19 protein-coding genes are annotated in these 20371 nt (G+C 55.1%); 5 read left to right on the forward strand and 14 right to left on the reverse strand.

Features of this window, described 5'->3' with window-relative positions; genetic code table 11:
• Positions 1-16 precede the first annotated feature (16 nt).
• From ACFFNA_RS39685 to nusG, 10 genes are all read right to left on the reverse strand, one after another.
• Positions 17-1183, reverse strand: a complete 1167-nt coding sequence (locus tag ACFFNA_RS39685) for a glycosyltransferase (protein ID WP_378925791.1) — start codon at positions 1181-1183, stop codon at positions 17-19.
• 70 nt (positions 1184-1253) lie between these two features.
• A complete protein-coding gene (locus ACFFNA_RS39690) occupies positions 1254-2717 on the reverse strand; it encodes a capsular polysaccharide export protein, LipB/KpsS family (RefSeq protein ID WP_378925793.1) in 1464 nt (487 codons plus the stop codon).
• On the reverse strand, positions 2714-3778 hold the full coding sequence (gene pseI, locus ACFFNA_RS39695) for a pseudaminic acid synthase (RefSeq protein ID WP_378925795.1): 1065 nt from the start codon (positions 3776-3778) through the stop codon (positions 2714-2716). The genes ACFFNA_RS39690 and pseI overlap by 4 nt, the downstream gene beginning before the upstream one ends.
• Before the next feature lies 1 nt (position 3779).
• Entirely contained in the window at positions 3780-4334 is a 555-nt protein-coding gene (gene pseH / locus ACFFNA_RS39700; RefSeq protein WP_378925797.1) for a UDP-4-amino-4,6-dideoxy-N-acetyl-beta-L-altrosamine N-acetyltransferase, read from the reverse strand.
• The gene (gene pseG / locus ACFFNA_RS39705; RefSeq protein WP_378925800.1) at positions 4331-5434 is read right to left on the reverse strand and encodes a UDP-2,4-diacetamido-2,4,6-trideoxy-beta-L-altropyranose hydrolase; all 1104 of its coding nucleotides are present in this window, start codon (positions 5432-5434) and stop codon (positions 4331-4333) included. The genes pseH and pseG overlap by 4 nt, the downstream gene beginning before the upstream one ends.
• Before the next feature lie 31 nt (positions 5435-5465).
• A complete protein-coding gene (gene pseF / locus ACFFNA_RS39710; RefSeq protein ID WP_378925802.1) occupies positions 5466-6167 on the reverse strand; it encodes a pseudaminic acid cytidylyltransferase in 702 nt (233 codons plus the stop codon).
• On the reverse strand, positions 6164-7324 hold the full coding sequence (gene pseC / locus ACFFNA_RS39715) for a UDP-4-amino-4,6-dideoxy-N-acetyl-beta-L-altrosamine transaminase (RefSeq protein ID WP_378925804.1): 1161 nt from the start codon (positions 7322-7324) through the stop codon (positions 6164-6166). Before pseC ends, pseF begins: the two co-directional genes overlap by 4 nt.
• 30 nt (positions 7325-7354) lie before the next feature.
• Positions 7355-8647 (reverse strand): lipopolysaccharide biosynthesis protein, encoded by a 1293-nt coding sequence (locus ACFFNA_RS39720; RefSeq protein ID WP_378925830.1) that lies wholly within the window; start codon positions 8645-8647, stop codon positions 7355-7357.
• 42 nt (positions 8648-8689) lie between these two features.
• Entirely contained in the window at positions 8690-9973 is a 1284-nt protein-coding gene (locus tag ACFFNA_RS39725) for a sugar transferase (protein ID WP_378925806.1), read from the reverse strand.
• A 450-nt stretch (positions 9974-10423) separates the two neighbouring features.
• Positions 10424-10987, reverse strand: coding sequence for a transcription termination/antitermination protein NusG (gene nusG, locus ACFFNA_RS39730; RefSeq protein ID WP_378925809.1), 564 nt, complete (start codon positions 10985-10987; stop codon positions 10424-10426).
• An 870-nt stretch (positions 10988-11857) separates the two neighbouring features.
• Between nusG and glmS the strand changes: the two genes are divergently transcribed.
• The gene (gene glmS, locus ACFFNA_RS39735) at positions 11858-13681 is read left to right on the forward strand and encodes a glutamine--fructose-6-phosphate transaminase (isomerizing) (RefSeq protein WP_378925811.1); all 1824 of its coding nucleotides are present in this window, start codon (positions 11858-11860) and stop codon (positions 13679-13681) included.
• Positions 13682-13764: 83 nt separating this feature from the next.
• Entirely contained in the window at positions 13765-14121 is a 357-nt protein-coding gene (locus tag ACFFNA_RS39740; protein ID WP_378925813.1) for a VanZ family protein, read from the forward strand.
• A 156-nt stretch (positions 14122-14277) separates the two neighbouring features.
• Here the strand turns inward: ACFFNA_RS39740 and ACFFNA_RS39745 are convergent, their stop codons facing one another.
• From ACFFNA_RS39745 to ACFFNA_RS39755, 3 genes are all read right to left on the reverse strand, one after another.
• Positions 14278-14625 (reverse strand): exopolysaccharide production repressor protein, encoded by a 348-nt coding sequence (locus ACFFNA_RS39745; protein WP_378925816.1) that lies wholly within the window; start codon positions 14623-14625, stop codon positions 14278-14280.
• A gap of 975 nt (positions 14626-15600) precedes the next feature.
• Positions 15601-15996 (reverse strand): hypothetical protein, encoded by a 396-nt coding sequence (locus ACFFNA_RS39750; RefSeq protein ID WP_378925819.1) that lies wholly within the window; start codon positions 15994-15996, stop codon positions 15601-15603.
• 82 nt (positions 15997-16078) lie between these two features.
• The gene (locus ACFFNA_RS39755) at positions 16079-17266 is read right to left on the reverse strand and encodes a tyrosine-type recombinase/integrase (protein ID WP_378925822.1); all 1188 of its coding nucleotides are present in this window, start codon (positions 17264-17266) and stop codon (positions 16079-16081) included.
• A 228-nt stretch (positions 17267-17494) separates the two neighbouring features.
• On the opposite strand from ACFFNA_RS39755, the gene ACFFNA_RS39760 reads away from it, so the two are divergent.
• Positions 17495-17836: a hypothetical protein gene (locus ACFFNA_RS39760; RefSeq protein ID WP_378925824.1), complete on the forward strand. Its 342-nt coding sequence runs from the start codon at positions 17495-17497 to the stop codon at positions 17834-17836.
• Between the two features lie 121 nt (positions 17837-17957).
• Positions 17958-18245 carry a PilZ domain-containing protein gene (locus tag ACFFNA_RS39765; RefSeq protein ID WP_378925826.1) on the forward strand — a complete coding sequence of 96 codons (288 nt, stop codon included), beginning with the start codon at positions 17958-17960 and terminating at the stop codon, positions 18243-18245.
• Positions 18246-18610: 365 nt separating this feature from the next.
• On the opposite strand, the gene ACFFNA_RS41405 is transcribed toward ACFFNA_RS39765, so the two are convergent.
• Positions 18611-18985: a Y4lK-related protein gene (locus tag ACFFNA_RS41405; protein ID WP_514132028.1), complete on the reverse strand. Its 375-nt coding sequence runs from the start codon at positions 18983-18985 to the stop codon at positions 18611-18613.
• Positions 18986-19385: 400 nt separating this feature from the next.
• Here ACFFNA_RS41405 and ACFFNA_RS39770 point away from each other — a divergent pair, with 400 nt between their 5' ends.
• The gene (locus ACFFNA_RS39770) at positions 19386-20078 is read left to right on the forward strand and encodes an antitoxin Xre/MbcA/ParS-like domain-containing protein (protein WP_378925828.1); all 693 of its coding nucleotides are present in this window, start codon (positions 19386-19388) and stop codon (positions 20076-20078) included.
• Positions 20079-20371: the final 293 nt, after the last annotated feature.

Consider the following 20371-nt stretch of genomic DNA (forward strand, 5'->3'; position numbering starts at 1 on the left):
AGCATCCTTTTCTACTTCAACTGGCTGCTACAGAACGGAACATTGCCAGAGTGTCAGATCGCGCCGCGTCTGATGCGGCGTAGCGTTTGGCGAATTCAATCGCGGCCATTTGGAGCAATCGTTGCTCTTGGGAATCTCTGTCCGCCGCGACCGACAGTTGCTGTCGCCATATGTCGATAGAACCGAGCGGGACTACTGTGATTGCGCCAGATGCAACGGCCCGCCAAGGGGTCCGATCACTAACCAAAACGGGCGTACCGGCGCGCAGAGCCTCAAAGATCACATGCCCGAAATTTTCCCCCAGCGTGGGAAAGGCGAACAGATCAAATGCCGCAAACGTTGCGGAAACCTCATCGGGCTCCAGCATTCCCCGATATTCGACCGCTATGTGGGACGGGAGGCGTTCAATCATGGCCTGGCAATTCTGCCAGTAGGCAGCGTCCTCTATAGGGCCAAAAATGGTGAGTTTGATTTTGCGGTCGACTCGGGAAAGGATCTCGAGCAGGCCAGCCAGATTCTTCATTGGTGATATGCGCGATATGAAGGCGATCGCCAGTTGGCCCGCTGTTTTTCGCGAATGTTCAGGGGGCATGGAGTATTTACCTGCCGCGGACACCGGATCGGCGGCAAGATGGATTTTCCCCCTTGAATAAGGAAACTGACGCTGAATATCTTCAGCCTCCAATGGGGTGGAAGCGTGCCAATGCACACTACGATACAGTCCCACCAGCTTGGCGCAGCTTAGATACATCCGTTTTTTGAGGCGCTTGATCGAGAGGGCACCGCCAGAAAATTCGCCTCGTGGCGCAATGCAGACATTCGGGCCATTTCCCTGGACCAAACGTTGTTTGAGATAAATCGAAATAGACGATCGGTATCCAAAGAAGCTGTTCAGATACAGAACATCGAAGCTATGCAACTCCGTTGCCTTGACCATATGGCTGGCGTTAAATTTTCTTGGGTCGGCATAATAAATAAAACCATTTGGTGAGCGCAGCCACTTATTGGCACGGACCCCCGGATATGGCTCATCGGAGCCCAAATCACGATCCCGTGTAAAAATGAAAAACTCAACGTTACTGCACAGAGCTTCACACATATTGGCAAGCGTGCGGATCGGCCCGCCGCCTCTGAAACCCGGCAGATAAAAGTCGACGACACAAAGAACTTTGATCTTTTTCATTTCCGCACACGCAACGATATGCCTGTCTCCGCACCTTAAGGCGGGAGCCGTAGCTACTTAGGCGCGCCCTTTAAGCTGCGCTCTTTACCGGTGGGTATCCGTGCAATCGCCCAGACTTTAGCAACTCACGATAGATGTGCTCGGCAGCTTGAGCGGCTGGCTCACGATCGAGCATAAGATTAAGTGCTCCTGGCAAGGTCGACAGCCAATAGGCGCAGACGAAGTCATGATTATACTGGTCGTCCCAGCTCGTCGTAGAGGCCAGGCTGTCAGATATAGTGCGACGGAGATTGGCAGGATTTACTACCGGGACGACGCCCTTGTGAAATCCGTAAAATACACGCCCATAGAGAAACACCTGCTTTTTAAGCAGAAGCGCCTCGTAACCGACAGTGCTTGTGAGAGTGATGACTCCGACAGACGATTTGATCAGTTGCTTTGTCGGTTCGTCCGGCCCCAGCAACCTTACATTGGGAAGAGACCGAATACGTTGGTAAAATTTGAGCGAGGGGTATGCCCAAGCGCTCATATGATCCTTGACATACAAGCGGACGCCCTCGGGCAGACTGAAGGCAATGTTGCGGATGACTTCATATTCGTCGAGGTAGGCCCCAGCGAGGATGGATGTCGAGGCTTCAGGGTGGAAGTGGATCGGGTACAAAAGAAACCGTTCACCAGCCACCGCTTTTTGATACATGCCGCGAACTCTGCCGACTTTGAGACGACGACGCACATTGCGCAGAAAGAGGCTTACATGTGTGCGCAGGGGATTGCCGATCTGGAACGAATTGGTACGGCTGTCGGACGCGTGGCGTATGAGTGCCTTGATCCTACTGAGGCGGCCACGCCGAAAGTACCGTTTAATCAAGGTGATACGTTCCAGCCCATTGATTTTCATGTAATCGGGAACGATCGTTTCTATGTTGGTGATGTAGTTCTCTACCCACTGGTGAACATCCGGCGCGACTGTCTTTTGACCATTTCGAATTCCAGCAAAAGCTTTCTCGACAGAGTCATCCGCCAGAGGATCTGCAGAAACGGAAAAGCGACCGGGTAGGCGAGAGCCGCCTAAACCAAAATAAACGGCGTGCCGTTCCTGGGCTACGAAAAGCGCGAAATGCGCAAACGTGTTGGAGACATTTTCATACAAGACGAGCTCTGTGCCATGCTTGTCGAATATCTCCTCGAAATACGTTAGCAGGGCGCTTTTTAGGTGATCGAAGAAATCGAGGTCGGCACCCTCTCCCCAGATCCCGTAGACCTGCGCACGCTCGAAGTCGGATAGTAGGGCAGAGTTCAAATCATATCCGGCATAGCGGGCTAGAATATCGAAATCGACATGATGGTTCGCAAAGAAGGACGAGAAGTCATAGATCGCAGCAAAGCCCGCGGAATCCAAGCCGTTCTCTTCGCGAGAAAACGCGCTGTCTACTGCAACAGCTACGGTGGCGCCGTCGTTGCCGAACCGCGCCGCGAGTGCGTTGAAGAAATGAAAGTAGTTCGGCGCGCTATTTGACAGAAGGAGAACGTTCATCGTGGCGGCCAGCTATCGATCAGTTCAGGGAGTACGGCCGTCGACGAACGAATGTCCCGGGTCACTGTACGGCCTAACACTGCTTCGAGATTCTTAGGCGCAAGCCCAAACCCGGGTCGGACGCTGCGTACGCTGTCTCGCGTAATGACATCCCCTGCCTTTAGGTCCCTTACAAAATACAGCGACCGGCGGAACTTGACGTTCCCCTGCTCGCTCGATTTGCGCCCGTAGTCCACCTTGCCGAGCGCCTGCCAGGCCGTTTTCGCGCCGGCGCACAAGGCCGCCATTTCGGTAGGTTCCAGCGAGAAGCTATCGTCTGGCCCACCGCCGCCGCGGTCGAGGGTGAAGTGCTTTTCGATGATCGAGGCACCCAAGGCCACACTGGTAATGGCGGTAGTATTGTCCAGCGTATGATCAGAAAGGCCCGTGACCAGTCCGAACCGCTCAATCATGTCGCGCATCGTGTGCAGATTGTAGTCATCAGCCGGAGCCGGATAACCGCTGACGCAGTGCAGAATGGCCAATTCCCTGCAGCCGCCTTCCCGCGCAGCGTCGATGGCTTCCCGAATCTCCTCCGCATCCGCCATGCCGGTCGAGATGATCATCGGCTTGCCTGTGCTGGCGGCGTATTTGATCAACGGCAGATCGACAGCTTCGAACGAGGCGATCTTGTAAGCTGGTGCATTCAGGTCTTCCAGGAGATCAATCGCCGTACTGTCGAAGGGCGAGCTGAAGATGGTAATGGCCACTTTGCGGGCATGATCGAAGAGGAGCTTGTGCCAATCCCAGGGCATATGCGCTTCCTGATAGAGATCATAGAGCGTGCGCCCATCCCACAAACCGCCCTTGATGCGGAACTCCTCGCCGTCGCTATCGAGCGTGATCGTGTCGGGTTTGTAGGTCTGCAGCTTGACGGCATCTGCTCCGGCCCTCTTGGCCTCCTCGACGATGCGTAACGCCGTTTCTATTCTGCCGTTGTGGTTGGCTGACAGTTCGGCAATGACATAGGGAGGCTGATCCGGGCCGATCCGGCGCCCGGCGATCTGGATTTCGTGGCCCATTTCACCGCCCCGTTTGAGTTTCAGATAGCTTGGCGTACAAGTTGTTACGCATGCTTGACCATTCCGGCGCGAGTAACCCTAACCTGTAGATATCGACATATTTACCGTCGATCGAATGATGTTGGCGAAATATACCTTCGACCCGAAAACCAAATTTCTGATGCAACTTGATCACCGCCTCGTTAAAAGCCAGAACCTCGCAGTGCAATTTGTGCAATCCCATCTGACCAAAAACATACTCTAACGCGAGGTATTCCATGCGGGATCCTACGCCCTTTGGCGCGTCCGTTGACGCATAAAAGGCCCACGAACAATTGGCATTAAGAAAATCTATTGACGTGATCCCTACAATACCATGCCCGATGCCGTTGCATTCGTACATGAAGTATTTTTGATCGTCACATCCGCTAGTTTGTTTCCACCAGGAAAGATGCTCCGCTTGTGAGATTTCATGTCTGGTATACATGTTGGCGCGTACAGCAGGTGCATTGCGCCAAGAACGCATGAGTTCAAGCTCGTCATCCTCTATGGCTCGGAGTTTTCCCAAGCTGCTCACGTGCCCTCCAACGTTTCGAGCGAAAGTCGCAAGAGATGGTCCGCTACAGTTGCCGCTCCCCCGCCGGCGCAGACCAATGCTGAAGAGCTTACGAGTGATTTTAACTGATCTGTGCCGAGTATAGATAGCAAGTTTGGAAGATCGGCTGAAAGGTCCTCTTTAGAGGCAGTGCCGATGACCGCACCTCTTTTGGCAAGGACTGCAGCCATTTCTTTTTGATTGTCAGCTAACGCGATCTGTATTGTAGGCAAACCTAGACTGCAACGTTCCCAAGTGGTGCTCCCGGCCGCACCGATCGCCAGATCACTGCCCACCATCAGCCGAGCCATGTCGCGTACGCCTGTCAGTACTTGGGTGGGCCTCTGCATTCTAAGGGCTCTGGCACGCACCTGCGGCAACCAAGGCGCATGCGGCCCCATGACGACCGTGAACCGCAGATTAGTGGGTGAGGTGCAGAGATCGAGCGCATCCAATACAAGGCCCGTGACGTTCTCCCTGTCTACACCGCCCATGGTTACGAGCACGTGCTCGAGTTTCGGTTGAAGCCGACGAGCAAGACTTTCTACGCGCAACTCTGCGAACTCGGGCCGCAGTAGCGCATAGTCCGGTCCGAGCAATGTGATGGCGTGGGCGCTCAGCAGGCCATTGTAGTCCTGTTCGGTGCGACCGAGGCTCTGGTCGAGCAACAGATTGCAATTGTGCGGGCGGTCAGCCAAGTCGTCAATGATCATCAGGAGCCGACAGGCAGAACGAAGCTCTTCCTCCCAGCGGCGGTCTAGCCCGTAATGATCTACGATCAGACAATCCACAGCTGCGATGGCCTGGCACGTCTCTTGCGCATCTCGAGCCCAGTCCGTCCCCAGCCAGTAGGCATGGGGTGGAACCGTACACGCCTTAATGGCCTCCTTAGGCGGCTTGGGCAGCGCGACGGCCATGTATCCGCGCTCTGCTATGAGATCCATAAGGTGGCCATTGTGTAGACGGCAAATGAACTGGCATTCCGCCCCGCGCTCGCGAAGCGCGTCAGCCAGCGTAAGACAGCGCATGACATGACCAGTGCCAATCTCGATCGAGGCATCAGTTCGAAAGGCGATCTGCAAGCGTTTCAATCGCCGCGGGGACATTTTTGGATCATTCCGGTCCCGTGTCCTGGTTTAGGATCTGGAACATAAGTTCCGCCCGCTTCCAATCCTCGGGTGTGTCGATGTCTTGCACACGATGGCGTGGCAAGAACACAGGGACGCTGCCCTGCCCCAACACAGGCTTGTTCTCGAGCCAAGCCTCAGCGCGACCCCAGTAGAATTGACCCGCATCGTGCCAGGCCTTCTCAAGGTCTTGCGAGCGGCTCCCAAGATGCTCCGGCTGGAACATCGCCACGCGTTGACCTGACGTGATACGCAACGCCCTGTGAATGGGAAAGGCGTAACTCGTCACCGAGAAGGCGAATTCGGCCTCGGTCGCCCAAAGGATCTCTAGACCCTGTCGCAGGTCGCTCGCCTGCACAAATGGCGCAGTGGCATAGATGCAACAGACCTGTCTGGCAGGAGCACCCTCCGTCGCATGCCATTGGATGGCATGTGCCACAACGGGAACAGTTCCAGTGTGGTCGTCAGACAGTTCGCTCGGGCGCAAGAAAGGCACTTCTGCGCCGTATTCTTTTGCGACCTCGGCGATCTCAGTATCGTCCGTGCTGACAATGATACGATCGAAACAGGCGCTCTGTACGGCTGCGCGAATTGACCACGCAACCATCGGCAGCCCGCAAAAGGTGCGGATGTTCTTGCGTGGGATGCGCTTCGAACCGCCCCGTGCAGGAATCACGGCGAGCCTCATAGCCCCATAGCCTCGCGTAGCACCTTAACCACGAACTCCTGGTCCGCGTCGGTCAATGCCGGGTGCATTGGGATACTGATAGCCTCCCGGTAATAGCGCTCAGCCTCCGGGTAGTCGCCGTTCCGGAAACCCATCTTCTGATAATAAGGTTGGGTATGCACCGGGATGTAATGCAGGTTGACCATGATGTCCCTGGCGCGCATTGCCTCGAAAACCTCTAGATGCGACACGCCTATCTCCTCCAGCTGCAGCCGGATCACATACAAATGATAGGCCGAGTAGCTATCTGGATGTTGCCACGGCAGCGTCAGCGGCAGGTTGGCCAAGAGCTTGTTGTAACGGTCCGCGATCTCGTGTCGCCGCTTCACGTAATGGGTCAGGCGAGCAACTTGGCTCACGCCTAGGGCAGCCTGCATGTCCGTCATACGGTAATTGTAGCCGAGAGCCACCTGTTGATAATACCAAGGGCCATCCATTTCCTGCGTCATGAGCGCTGGCTCTCGCGTGATGCCATGACTTCGCAGTAGGCTCAAGCGCGTTGCCAGCTCATCATTGTTCGTTAAGGCCATCCCACCTTCAGCGGTTGTGATGATCTTTACTGGATGAAAACTAAACACGGTGATGTCGCTGTATCGGCCGCTTCCGACCGGCTCTCCCTTGTAGCGGGCGCCGATGGCGTGCGAGGCATCTTCGAGGATCTTGAACCCGTACTTTTCACCAAGGGCGTGAATGGCCTCCATGTCGCAGGGCTGGCCGGTGTGGTGAACAGGGGCCACAATTTTCGGCAGGCGGCCGACCTTTTCAGCTTCAATGAGCTTTTCCTCCAAGGCCCGAGGACAGAGGTTATAAGTACGCGGGTCGACATCCACGAAGCTCACTTGAGCGCCGCAATAGAGCGCGCAATTCGCCGTGGCCACAAAAGTGTTCGGCGAGGTCCAGAGAAAGTCTCCAGGCCCGAGGTCCAGCGCCAGACAGGCGATGTGAAGTGCCGAGGTGGCGCTGTTGACGGCCACCCCATGCCTGGCACCAGTGCGCACTATTACACTCCGCTCAAACTTCGGGATATTGGGGCCTTGAGTAAGGTTGGCGGACGTCAGAACGCCCACAACGGCATCGATGTCAGCCTGCGTAATATCTTGCTGTCCGTAGCGGATCATAGGTTCGCCTGTATTTAGCAAAAGTTTGAATTATGCCGACGATTTTGGCGGTAAGTGATTTGTGTCGAGGCGGTGGTAGGCAACCGCTTTCCAAATCATGATCAGAGTGAACGAGATCGTCATGCTGATGGGAACAGCCAGTTCGGAGTGGCTTTTGCTGAGGCACCAGGTGGATATGACAAATACCGGCAATGCGGCGATATGACTGTAGATGATGGGTTTGTCGAACCCACGGGCATAGAGAGCATAGTGAGGTACCATACCGACGGCATTGGTGATCGCTGCAAGTAGCACCCATGGGTATAGACCGACGGCATCTTGATAGACCGCCTTTCCTACCCACTGAAGCAGGTAAGGCAGCAACGTCCAGCTTACGAGGCCAAACGCAACCGACATGGCCACGGTCTGAAAAAACATTTGCTGAACCGTCTTACGGGCCAGACTGTATTCCTGCTTGTGGCTGTGACTGATCAGTGCGGGATAACTGAACGAGAACACGCCCGCATCCAGAAAGACCATAAGCGTTCCTGCAACTCCGAGGAACAACACATAAGCGCCGACCGCTTCAATGCCGCCCAGGCTCTCCATCCAATATCGATCGGCTGTCTGGATACCGCGCAAAGCGAGGGTCGAAACCAGGAAGGCCGCGCTGACCGAGATCCCTTTTCCGACCCAGCGCCAATCGATCGGTTTCGACCAACCACCAATCGGGAGTTGCCTTAGTCTCCAAATACCCAGCGCTCCTGCAGCAAGCCCCGCACAAGCCCAGAGCGCCATAATGACGTTGAGATTCCGGCTTTCTGGAAATCCGATCATCAGGGTTACAACGGCGATCGCCCAGCTGCCCTGGCGCACGAATAACGTTATGCTCGCCGCAACCTGGTCCGACAACACGACGAGCAGACGGGACACTTCCTGGTTGAAATGCTCCAGTGCCAGAATCGGAACGAACCAGCATAGAAGGGACGTTGACCAGCCCTCGAGCATTAAGATCAGGACAAAGGCTGGCAGTACAATCACGTAAAGCAGGCCACATAACGTCAATTGGCCCTTCAGCATGGCCCCTCGCTGCTCGTCAGAGACCTGCAGTATTTCCCTCGAAAGGAAGACATAAAAGTCCAAGCCGACCATATATAGACCGTAACTGACGGTGGCTGTGAAAAGCCCGTAGTATCCGACCGACGTCGGATCGATGTACCTGGCCAGGAAGAATACGAACAGAAACCGGGTCAACAGAGTGCCGAAACGCAAACCAATATTCAGCAGACGGGCTGCTCCGGCAACCAAGCGCTCATTTCCCCGCTCCAAGGGCGCCGATACCATGTTCAACGCCCTGCCTCGGCTTGACCTTGCACTCCCAGCCATTCAACGAGCGCCAAAGCCGGTCAGGACCGTCCTAATTGTCCGGAACACAATTAGCAGGTCCAGCCACGGCGAGAAGTTCTTGATATAGTAGAAATCGTAGTGAAGTTTCTCTAGGACCTCTCCCACGGCGGCAACATGGCCCTGATTCACTTGTGCCCACCCTGTGATTCCCGGCCGAACGATATGCCGATACCTATAAAATGGTAATTCCGCCTCGTACCATATCGAAAGAACGAGGGCCTCGGGTCGAGGTCCTATCCAGCTCATTTCTCCGCGCAGGATATTGATAACTTGTGGCAGTTCGTCGATCCTCGATTTTCTCAACAACCGCCCTAATCGAGTAATCCGCGCGTCACCATCTTTTGTAATTGCCTGTTCCTTCTCATCAGTACCGCGTGCGTCAACTCTCATCGTCCTAAATTTGTAGACCCTATACACGTTGCCTCGGTAGCCCATCCGCTCCTGTTTAAACAACGCAGCTCCACTTGACTCAAGTCTAACCAACGCAGCGACCAATAAGAGCGCCGGCGAAAGAAGAATCAGAGCAGCCAATGCCGCAAGCCAATCGATCACCTGCTTTATCTTCATATAGGCCTGATTCGGATTTAGAGAGCCCAGAGTGTTTTCTGAAAGGTGTTCGATCTCGACACGCCCTGTCAGGGACTCGCTGATCTGCTTGATATGATAGACCGGCGTGCCGGAAAGCGCTCGATCGGCAATATAGCGCTCCCACTCGTCTGAAAGATCAGCCCGAAGGTCTGCGACCACTCCGCTTGCATGTTTTACAATTTCGTCAGACGAACGTATCCAATGCCAGGCCACGCCCGGTATATTTCCGAGCCGATCGACGTTTCCCCCAGGGACTACAGCCAATCGGTACGGATCGAGCCGCCGCGTCACCACGCTTATCGCAAAGTACCAAAATGTCGACTGAAAGAAGCTGGCGGCCGCCTGGAACCGGCTGTAGTCAATTCGCAAAAAGAAAATAGTCAAAAACACGAGGCCGTAGGCTAACGCAAAGGTAGGCAGAATGTATCCAGTTGCTGCTACCCCGGGAAAATTCGCGATCCGGCGGTATAACATGTAGCCAATGATATGTGCGACAACCGCAGCGACGATCGTGATCTGCATGTTTGATGAATAAATAACGCCGTACCCTATCGAAAGACGGATCAGAGCAGGCACAACGATGGCAAACATCAAACCGCCCACCAATTGAAAGCGCATCCGCAACAGGAGATGTCTTTGGTTCGGCAAATTGATGGCGCGAACATTCATGTTCATAGGCTATATGTCCGGTTATTTGGTCTGGAGATATTTGCCGTCATGGCGGCATGAAATGGCACACGCCGTGAGCCGCTCGCCGACTTCTGCCCAGCGAAGAAGTGTCACTCGGGTGTTTTGCCACGAGCGTGGGAACGATTGACGTCTTTTGTCACCCTGATCTGTCTCGGTTTGCAAGTCGACCAGATACGACGTTCCAGCTACTGCCTTAAACGACCAGCACAACATGCTCCGTCTGAAGGCTCATCCATGATGCACCATTCGGCCATCTTGAAATGAAATCCAACCAGTGTGTAGTCCGTCCAGCCCGGACTAACGGTCTTGTTCTGCCACGCTGGGCAAAGTCCTTTGACGAATGTGCAAGACCACGGCTACCGCACTCCCGGGTGAAGCGGGGAGTTTTCACATGCGACGAGGGGGATCAAGCAAGCGAGCAATAAAGCGCTTTGATCACGCAATTACGACAAGACCGCTCGATTCCAGATCAATAGGAATTTCGCCATTCATGATGGCGACAAGAACGCGGGCCCGCCCTGTGGAATCAAGCCGATCAAGGCGACCTATCAACTCCGCGAAAGGCCCCGATAGAATTCGAACAGAAGATCCCGGTTTGAGGCCACCGCTGAAATCAAGCAGGCCATCTTTGCCGGTTAATGCAATGAAGCGCTCGACCAACCCAATAGGGACCGGCGATGGCCTATCCCCTCGCATGATCAAAGAACGAATGCCGATAGTTCCGTTGATCGAGCGCCAGCGTTGAAGGGTAACGTCTATGGCGACAAACATATACCCAGGAAAATATGCTGCCGTCCGCGTCGAGAGCTGTCGAGCGTGACGAACTGTTCTCTTGCCGCGCGGCACGAACGAAACAAATCCCTGTCTGTGGAGATGTTGTTCAGCTATGGTCTCTTTGCCCATAGATACACCGGCAACATACCACCTAACGCCATTATCTGCGGCTGGCGAATTCTGAAAGGCACTCCGCTCGGTGCTCGCCTGTCCTAAGAGAGTCACAATACTGATTCCACATTTCTTCGGCCGCTATGGGCAGATCATTTATGCTACATCTTTCAGACTCGCAAGGAACGATTTGGCTAAGAAGTGGCATTGCCTGAAAGATTATGAAATACTTTTGTTATCTATAACGGCAAATTAGCCGTCACTAATATTTCATCTATTGGCTGTAGCGATTGTTATGTAAGATATTTCATACTTGTGTGATATCCGCATTTGTCATATTTCTCTCTCGCATGGCAGGCGCGTAAAAGCTTTGTCTAACGAACAGTTGGACCGTGCCGATATTGCGGAGCCATATGATGCTTGTGCGTTAAACGCAAGTCTTGACCGATACGCTTTATCGCTACAATCGATTAAATAATAATCGCGTCAAGGAAGGTCTGTGGCGGGCTTGACAGGGTTTCCACGCGTTGTTAAGCGCCGCCTCTCGCTCCTCTGCCTTAGCACTAGATCTTCAATCTCTGACTTTGTTTTGCATCCGTTCTTGTCGGTTGTAAAATGATGCCCTCAGGCCCAGGGATCCTGATAGAGCGATAAAAGTGAGTGACTCGTTTCAGCGCGTGAGACAGCATCGTTGATAGCGCTGTGTTTTTGCGCCCGATGGTTTATTCTTTATAATCGCAAAGCGAGGCGACTTGTCACGTTTCTGTTAACGTCATGAACTATCTGTTGTTTTAAGAATGGCGTTTAGGCTGGAATTCCTAAGGCTGTTGTGTAGTTCTGTTGTTACTATTGCTAACATTTGTTGGTTATTTGTAGCAACATGTTGCGCAACGGTACGGTCGGGCACAATTTTCCACGTGGCCAAAGACTGACAACGCTGTGAACTAGGTCGGCTTTCTGTAGTGGATTGAAGGAACTGTCTGCATGTGCGGTATCATTGGAATTGTCGGCCAAATGCAGGTTGCGTCGCTCATTGTCGATGCCCTGAAACGGCTCGAATACCGCGGCTATGACTCGGCCGGCGTCGCTACCATCGAGAATGGCGAGCTCGGCCGCCGCCGGGCTGAAGGCAAGCTGATCAACCTCGAGCGCCGGTTGAAGGAAGAGCCGCTCGACGGCACGATCGGCATCGGCCACACGCGCTGGGCGACGCATGGCGTGCCGAACGAAACCAACGCGCATCCGCATTTTTCCGACGGGGTTGCCATCGTCCACAACGGCATCATCGAGAATTTCGCAGAATTGCGCGATGAGCTGATGCGCGACGGCTATACTTTCTCCTCGCAGACCGACACCGAGGTCGTCGCGCATCTGGTGGCGCGTGAACTGGCCAAGGGACTGAAGCCGGTCGCGGCGGCGCATCAGGCACTGAAGCGGCTGCACGGCGCCTTCGCGCTGGCGGTCATGTTCAAGGGCGACGAGGATCTGATCGTCGGCGCCCGCAACGGTCCGCCGCTCGCCGTTGGCCACGGCGACGGCGAGATGTTCCTGGGCTCGGATGCCATCGCGCTCGCGCCCTTCACCAACTCGATCACCTATCTGGAAGATGGTGACTGGGCGGTGGTGCGCCGCAACAGCGTCGTGATCTACGACATCGACGGCAACAAGGTAGACCGCAAACGTCAGCAGTCGCTCTCGACCAGCTTCATGGTCGACAAGGGTAACCGCCGGCACTTCATGGAAAAGGAAATCCACGAGCAGCCAGAGGTGATCTCGCACACGCTGGCGCATTATGTGGATTTCGTCTCCGGCGTCTCGAAGCCGCTCGACCTGCCGTTCGATTTTGGCAAAATCGACCGGTTGGCGATCTCGGCCTGTGGGACCGCCTATCTCGCCGGCCTGATCAGCAAATACTGGTTCGAGCGCTATGCGCGGCTGCCGGTCGACATCGATGTCGCCTCGGAGTTCCGCTACCGCGAGATGCCTTTATCCTCGAACGACGCGGCCTTGTTCATCTCCCAGTCGGGCGAAACCGCCGACACGCTGGCCTCGCTGCGCTATTGCCGCAAGGCCGGCATGAAGATCGGCGCGGTCGTCAATGTGCGGGAATCGACCATGGCGCGCGAATCCGACGTCGTGCTGCCGACACTCGCCGGGCCCGAGATCGGCGTCGCCTCGACCAAGGGCTTCACCTGCCAGCTTTCGGTTCTGGCTTCGCTGGCCGTGCGGGCCGGCGTCGCCCGCGGCACCATCTCGCCCGAGCTGGAGCGGATGCTGGTGCGCGAACTCTCCGAAGCGCCGCGCTTCGCCAGCGAGGTGCTGAAGCTCGACGGGCAGATCGAAAGGATCTCGCGCGATCTCTCCCGCCACAAGGATGTGCTCTATCTCGGCCGCGACACCAACTTCCCGCTCGCCATGGAAGGGGCGCTGAAGCTCAAGGAAATTTCGTACATCCATGCCGAGGGCTATGCCGCGGGAGAGCTGAAGCATGGACCGATCGCGCTGATCGACGAGAACATGCCGGTCATCGTGATTGCGCCGCATGACCGCATTTTCGAGAAGACGGTGTCCAACATGCAGGAAGTGGCGGCGCGCGGCGGCAAGATCATCCTGATCACCGACAGCAAGGGTGCGGCACAAGTGAGCGTCAAGACGATGGAGACGATCGTGCTGCCGGACGTGCCGGAAATCATCTCGCCGATCATCTACGCGCTGCCGATCCAGATGCTCGCCTATTTCACCGCCGTGTTCATGGGCACGGATGTCGACCAGCCGCGCAATCTGGCCAAATCGGTGACCGTCGAATGATCCTTTCAACCCAGCGTTCACCGCAGTCGACCTTCTAACCCGTAGCGAACGGGTGGTCAGGGTTCAGACTTGGGCGGAGCAGCATGAAATATTATGAAGTCGCCGAACGGGTCGCTTTTGGGGTTATGCTGGTTGTCGTCCTTGCACTCGCGTTGTTTCCGTTGCCTCGCCTAAAGGATTTTGGCATCGACATCGGCTTTCACTACGACAAGTTGAACCACATCACGGCGTTCGCCGTCCTGATGTTCCTTGGAAGCCTCGGCTGGCCCGAGCGAAAGATAAGGCTGATTATCTTCCTTGTGTTGGTTGGCGCCGGCATCGAGGTTCTCCAGGGGTTGCCGTTGATAGCTCGCGATGTTGATATGCTCGACTGGGTTGCTGATTGCGTCGGCGTGGCATGTGGCCTCGCCGCCGCGAGATGGGGGGAAAGGACTGCCTGATGATCGACAGTATTATGCCCCGGGCGTCGGAAAACGCGCTATTGTCCGGCTTGTTGCCCTCGACAGTGGGAAGGCAGCCTCGTTCGCGGCGGATGCAGTGGTTGCCTCGAACATTCTCGCCAAAACGGTTCCGAAGGTCATACGCCTTCAACGGTATCAGAGAGATATGCCGTCCCGCCTGATGGGAAGCGACCCAGTTTCATCGCCTGTGCTCGAATCGATTGTCTCGGCGGGTTTGGACATGTCGAGATAGATCAATAACACTACAGCGGCAAAATACCCTATCTGGAGAATGGTCGCGATGAGCATCGCCCAGCCTACCGTACGCCAGATCGAATCGGTTGTATGGTAAACCCAGATCACGACGACCAGCAGAGTGATCGTCGCACCGACAAGAAACCTTGGAAAATACATATCCCCAACCCCAACGTCGCGCTCTCGCGAAGCCCTGCCCGCCGGCCGCACAAGCGAACTAAGATATTCATGTTTCGCGCGAGCTTGCAAGCAAGCAGTCTCCGTTTAGTTGCTTTTGTCTCAAGCATTGGAGGCATGACCTGATCATGGATCATGATGTCTTATTGTTTCCGTAGAAAGATCGCGAGGTTGATTTATTCTATGGCCGAACCAATGCACTGCGTAACGTGACCACCATAGAAACTAAATTTGCTACCAATTCTATTGCGGCGTTCCGTGTCACCACGTTGGACTCGTTTACTGCTCGCGTCGGTATTATCACTCAGCGTATTGTTTGGCCATGTCACTTCTTAAGTCCAACTTCTGTCGATAATGCTAAAGCTTCCAGTCGAACTCAGCGTCAACACATATTTCGCTGTTCATAGTTTTTAAAGACGTGTCTGTGGAATTATTTCGGTTGGATGCCAGATAAGCATTAACATCTTAATGTCAGCCTTGGCTTCACCTCATCCAAGCTTATTCTTAGGTGACCTACTGTATAACATTACTGCGGCACGCGCCATTCGCACGAAAGCGCCATGCCCTTCGCGTTGTCGGTAGAGGATCGTGGCATTCACCGTTGGTGATGATGTACTTCCCCAGTCACAACGCATGGCTTACCTCTTCGAAGCGATCGCAGATGCCTCCGTCAGCCTAGCGGTTAATCGTTGATTGGCTTTTGCCTATTGGACCACCAAATAAGGTAGATTGGACCGAGCTTGACTACGGGCAGCCGCCTCTGACGTTCTCGAGCGCGCAGTTCACGATAATTCTTGACCTTCAACGTGCCACCGGGAAGCCTTATTCGAACAGTCACTGAAGAACCCCTAGCCTGGGAGCAAGAGACGGCTAGACAGCGCTTCCCAATCCGAAAGTCAAGACATACCTTTCAAAGTAAGTTATGTACGTGAGCAATGTTTTGTGAGCCGGCGCTCTTATAGTTTTGGCGCGCTTGTTTGAGCACTTCGGCTTTTGCGGAAGTTTCGCGAGCCTTGCACAAATAATAAAGCGATGTAGCCTCGCTGCTTACCCTTTGCGGTAGTAGGCATCCCATGCCAGCCTGATATCGGCGAAAGACCATTCTCTGCGGCGGCCATAGGCAGGACTTGGACGGGTGAAGCACTCGTTCAGTCCGGTCTCCCTCTGGAATCGCATAAACCACGCCGTGGATTTTGGCTTGCCGCGCGCCGTCGGCTGAATCCGGCGGATGAGCTCGCTATGCGCCCAATGGTCTTGCGGAGTGGCAAGCGAGGCCGGGTCCGCCAGGTAGGCCCGGAGTTTCTTGAGGGCGGCGTCGTCGGGCGTCTGATGGAGTTCCGCACGCAATGACGCGACGGCCAAACTCGCTCCCTCTCGAGCAGCTTCCGTCAGCATGTCGCGCAGCTGGGTACTGGTCAACACAAGCGCGTGCATGGCTTCCATGGGCATAGCTTTCGTTGTGGATTGTCGCGGCTGAAGATCGCCGCAAGCCCATTGCCTCACAAACGAAAAATGACGTCAAGCGCTAGACGCCGAGCAGGACGCCAAGGCGTTCAGTCACCGGGCGCATCGGGTCTACAAGGCCGAGGTCGTAGATCATGGTCGTTTCAAGATTTCCTTTGTGGTCGACGTAGTGTGACACGGCCTCGTGCGATACGCCTTGGGCTGTCAACATCAGGGAGATGGCAATCCTCTTGAGGTCGTAAAGCTGGAAATACTCCGGAACGCCCGGCATCGCTTTGAACCTGTCCAGCCCCTTGCGGAAATTGTCGAGGGGCTGGGTCATATCGGTGTGCGAGGGGAACAGTAACTTGCTTTCAGGCCAGCGGAGGCGTTGGGCCTGCACCATCCCGGCCACCCTAGGATGGATCGGCACCGAACGGTATGCGTATTCATAGAGCGAACGCGACAGTTTGATGCCCTTGGTGTTGTGCTTGTGCCAGACAAGCTTCTCCAGATCAAAATGGTCGAATTCCGCCTTGGTCAGATCGCTGGGGCGGGCCATGGTCAGGAACAGGATGCCCATAAATTTGGAGAGCTCCTCCATCTGGTCGTTGGCGGTTGCCACCTGCCCCTTGACCAGAGCCATGTTCCGTTTGGCGAACCCTTCCAGGTGATCAATTTCAGGCGGCGCCTCGAACACCGGATAGAAGATGTGAGCTGCGATTTGGCGGATCTGCTCTGTTGAGTAATCCCGGCGTCGGCGTATAACCTTCCGGGCTCGGATAGGAGTGCAGGGGTTGCGCATGTCCACCAACTGCATACGGATGGCCCAGTTATAGAGCGCCAGTACGTGCCGCAGCGCGCTGTTGAACACGTATCCCGACGAAAATTGCTTCTGGAATTCCTCGATATTCAGCGGTTTGATCGAGGAAAGCGGCCGGTCGGCGAACATCGTCCCGAAATCTTTGTAACGACGCCGACTGTTGTGGCCGCGCTTGCTTGCCACCGTCGGCGTGGGCCGCAGCCAATGCGCCACAAAGATCGCGAAATTGTAGCGGTAGCCGGCGGAGAGGCCGCTCACATGGCTTTCCCAATAGCGGTCGATCGCCTCACGGACCGTTAGAAGATGAGCACGGCGAGTGTCGGTTCGGTCGAAATCTGGATTATCCCCGACCTCCAGGGCGGCGTTGCCGTTTGCCGACCGCCAGCCGGGCAGAGGATACGTTGAGGACGACGGTAGACCCGAGCACTGTTCGATAACGCCTGCCATTGAACCTATAAGCATGGACAAAGGCCTTGTGCCCCAACTCAGTAACACGGAGCCCCAGGCCCGGAACGGAGTCACTTCGTATACGACAGTCCACTCCAACTGGATAATCCCAGTATATTTCCTGGCCTTTCCCAAGTTGGCAACTTGCAGTAAAAACAAGATCGTCAGTCAAAAACAATTTAGGCATTTCATGTAACTTCCATGTAACCGATTTATAGCAAATGTTACATGGACAGTGATGTAATGATGTTGAGTACGTCAACAAAAATGACCAGAAAACAAATGATTACGAATTTCAATAATCTCGAATTGTCGTACGGTTGGCGCTCCCTCACAAACGGCGCCAGCACCTGGGGTCGCCTGGGCGTCAGCCAGACCTATTTGGGCGCCGCCAATTTCGGCGGCAAGGTGGGCATAGGGACCGTTACCCCCGCGGTTGCTCTGGAAATCTCCGGCACCGTCTCCGCCACCGTCCTGCAACTGGCGGATGGCCCCGCCATCACCTGCGGCCCATCCACCTACGGCACCATGAAGATGGTCAATGGCCGTCCTTATTACTGCCGCCAGTAGAACAGTTTTAGGCGACTTTCCACTTATTCTGTGAATAAGCGGCTAATGGCTTGCCGACCACGCCGAACGAACGTAAAGACGCGCTTGCGGAAATACGGCGTTACTCGTCCATGGGTGTTTTATGCACGGTTGTGAAGAATTGCGAAAACAGCGGCGTCGACGTGTTCTCAAAGGAGCGACGATACTGACAGGTATATCAAATTCCGAGGTGAAGTGCACTGTTCGAAATATGCATTCCAAAGGTGCGGAGTTGCAGGTGTCAATCGAAGCGCGCGTCCCGGATGAATTCCTTCTCTACATCCCGATTGACGGCATAGGCTATAAGTCTGTTGTTAAGTGGCGACGAGCAGACAAGATCGGGGTGATGTTTTTGAGCACAGAACTAAAGCCACATTGGCACTACGGTTAAGTATAGGTTTTCGAAACGGCCTTAGCTCCATTTTTGAGACAGCAGTACACTAGGACTCTTTTGCCCGCTCTTAGCCTTGCAATCGCTCACGAAGGTCGGTCCATGGCAGTTCCATTCGTTTCGGATTTTGGTAATTGTCGGTTGCGAGAAAGCAGGTCGATGGAACGTTTTAAAGTCGAAGAGATGGACGGCTCAAAGATCGTCCGTAGCGTGTCAGTCGCGGCACAAAGCCATGTTCATGCAGTGGTGATGGCGATACCGCGACCCCTCAAGCCTGGTCGCGTACCTGGTGAGCCGTGGATACGCGTTACCGACCCCAGTGGTTCGTCCAGAGAGTTTTCTAGCGGATGCTAGCCCAACCCATGTCACTCCCCTCGCTCGCGAGCAGCTTGATAGTGTTCCTGTTGTGGTAAGAATGGGGGGTTACGACGTGTTCGAAGATGGCGAATCTGGCCGAAACGGAGACCAGACGTGTATGTTCTGGATCGTGGTAACCGTTTTCGCGATAGCATTCGCCACTTGGTGGACGGTGTAAGCCAGGCCGAAAAGCCACGTAGGTGGACTGAGCGCACCTTTCCGTACTGTGTTCTCTGATGTTCTGACCAATGCGTCGCTGGCGAGTGGGGTTCTATGTACCGACCAATCGAGCGCAGGTAGGCAATGATCTCAGGTAGCAAAAAGTCACGATCGCCAAACTCTTTGCCTATGCGCTCGAGATCCCCCGCGGCTGCCACCATCATCGACCATTGGGACACCACCAATCAGCTCCCTCAGATGTCCTCCAGTGGCCAAGCTCCGCGGCCGCGCCGAAGCTACGCCACAAGGCAAGCAGCAAGACTGCAATAGTAAAGGTGCGTCACTCTAAAGGGCATCAAACAACGCGGTCTGTCGTGCATCTGTCACACACCACCCCTACACGCACACTGAGGCGTCCCGCGACTGACATTTCGGGGCAGCCAGTTGGGGTATGAAAAAATGCAAGACAGCTGCCTGTCAGGTCGCTGTGTCTATGGTCGTTACCATTTCGTCTTCCTGCTGTAGCCTTTCAATCGGCCGCAATTGGGGAGGAGCGCGCGTGGCCGGCAAGTCAGATACATGACCAGATTTCCAAATCCGATGGTTGGGATATCCCACGAAGCCTTGGCAGGCCTGGTGGGCGAGGCGGTACAACAGGCATTGACGCAGCATGGTGTCCTGCTGGACGCCGAGGCGCTCGTTTCCGTCAGCGCGATTGCGGGCAGTGTGGCCGCCGCCCTGCCCTTCCTGCCGCAGGCACAATGGCACGCGATCGGCTCTTTCAAGGGCGACTTGACTACGCTCGCCTCCGAGTTCTTCCGCACGATGGCAAACAAGATCGCGCACAGCCACCCCGCCGGAGCGGACTACGCTTCGGGAAGGCCAGCGCCGGCGGCCGGACCCGGCCAGCCTGCGTTCCAACACGTTGCCGAGGGAGCCGCAGAGCTCCAATCGATGGTGATCGAGGACTGGGCGGGCGGAGTTGCCGGATCGACCTATTTGGAAGAGAAGCTCCGCATCCCGCGCTCCACGCTTCATCGCTGGCAAAGGCGCAACGAAGTCATTGCCTTGCGCAAGGGCGGCCGCAAGCATGTCTTCCCGCTTGCCCAGTTCATCGACGGCAGGCCGGCGCTAGGGATCAGTGCGGTGCTGTCCCTCATTCCCAATCCAAGGCTGGCCTGGTTTTGGTTGGCCCGCCCTTCGCCAGATCTCGACGGTCGCATTCCCATTGAAATGCTCAAGCACGACATGGTGCACGAGGTCATACTGGCCGCACGCGACTGTTCATCGACCGGCAGCATCAACTCTTCAGTTTGACTTTATGATTTTCAAATCGATCAGTTTGCAATTGTAATACCAGTTTTCCTTTGCGAGTAACGTCTCTTTGCAAAACAGTCATAAATAGAATCCACTCAGGCTAGTTCACGTTTCCTTTGTCCCTCTTGTGCAATCTGTGCCAAATTTAGACGCATATTCGTGATATTTCCGCAACAATACTTCTTAAAGAGCCAAAGAGCCGCTTTCCAGTTTCAATCTCCGTTTGTGCACTGCAGCGAAGTCGGCCATGTCGAGCGCGAAGAAGCCGCGCCGGTGCGCGACTTTTTCAACGA

Origin of the sequence: Mesorhizobium kowhaii (assembly GCF_042431665.1) — a bacterium.
Classification (GTDB): Bacteria; Pseudomonadota; Alphaproteobacteria; order Rhizobiales; family Rhizobiaceae; genus Mesorhizobium; species Mesorhizobium kowhaii.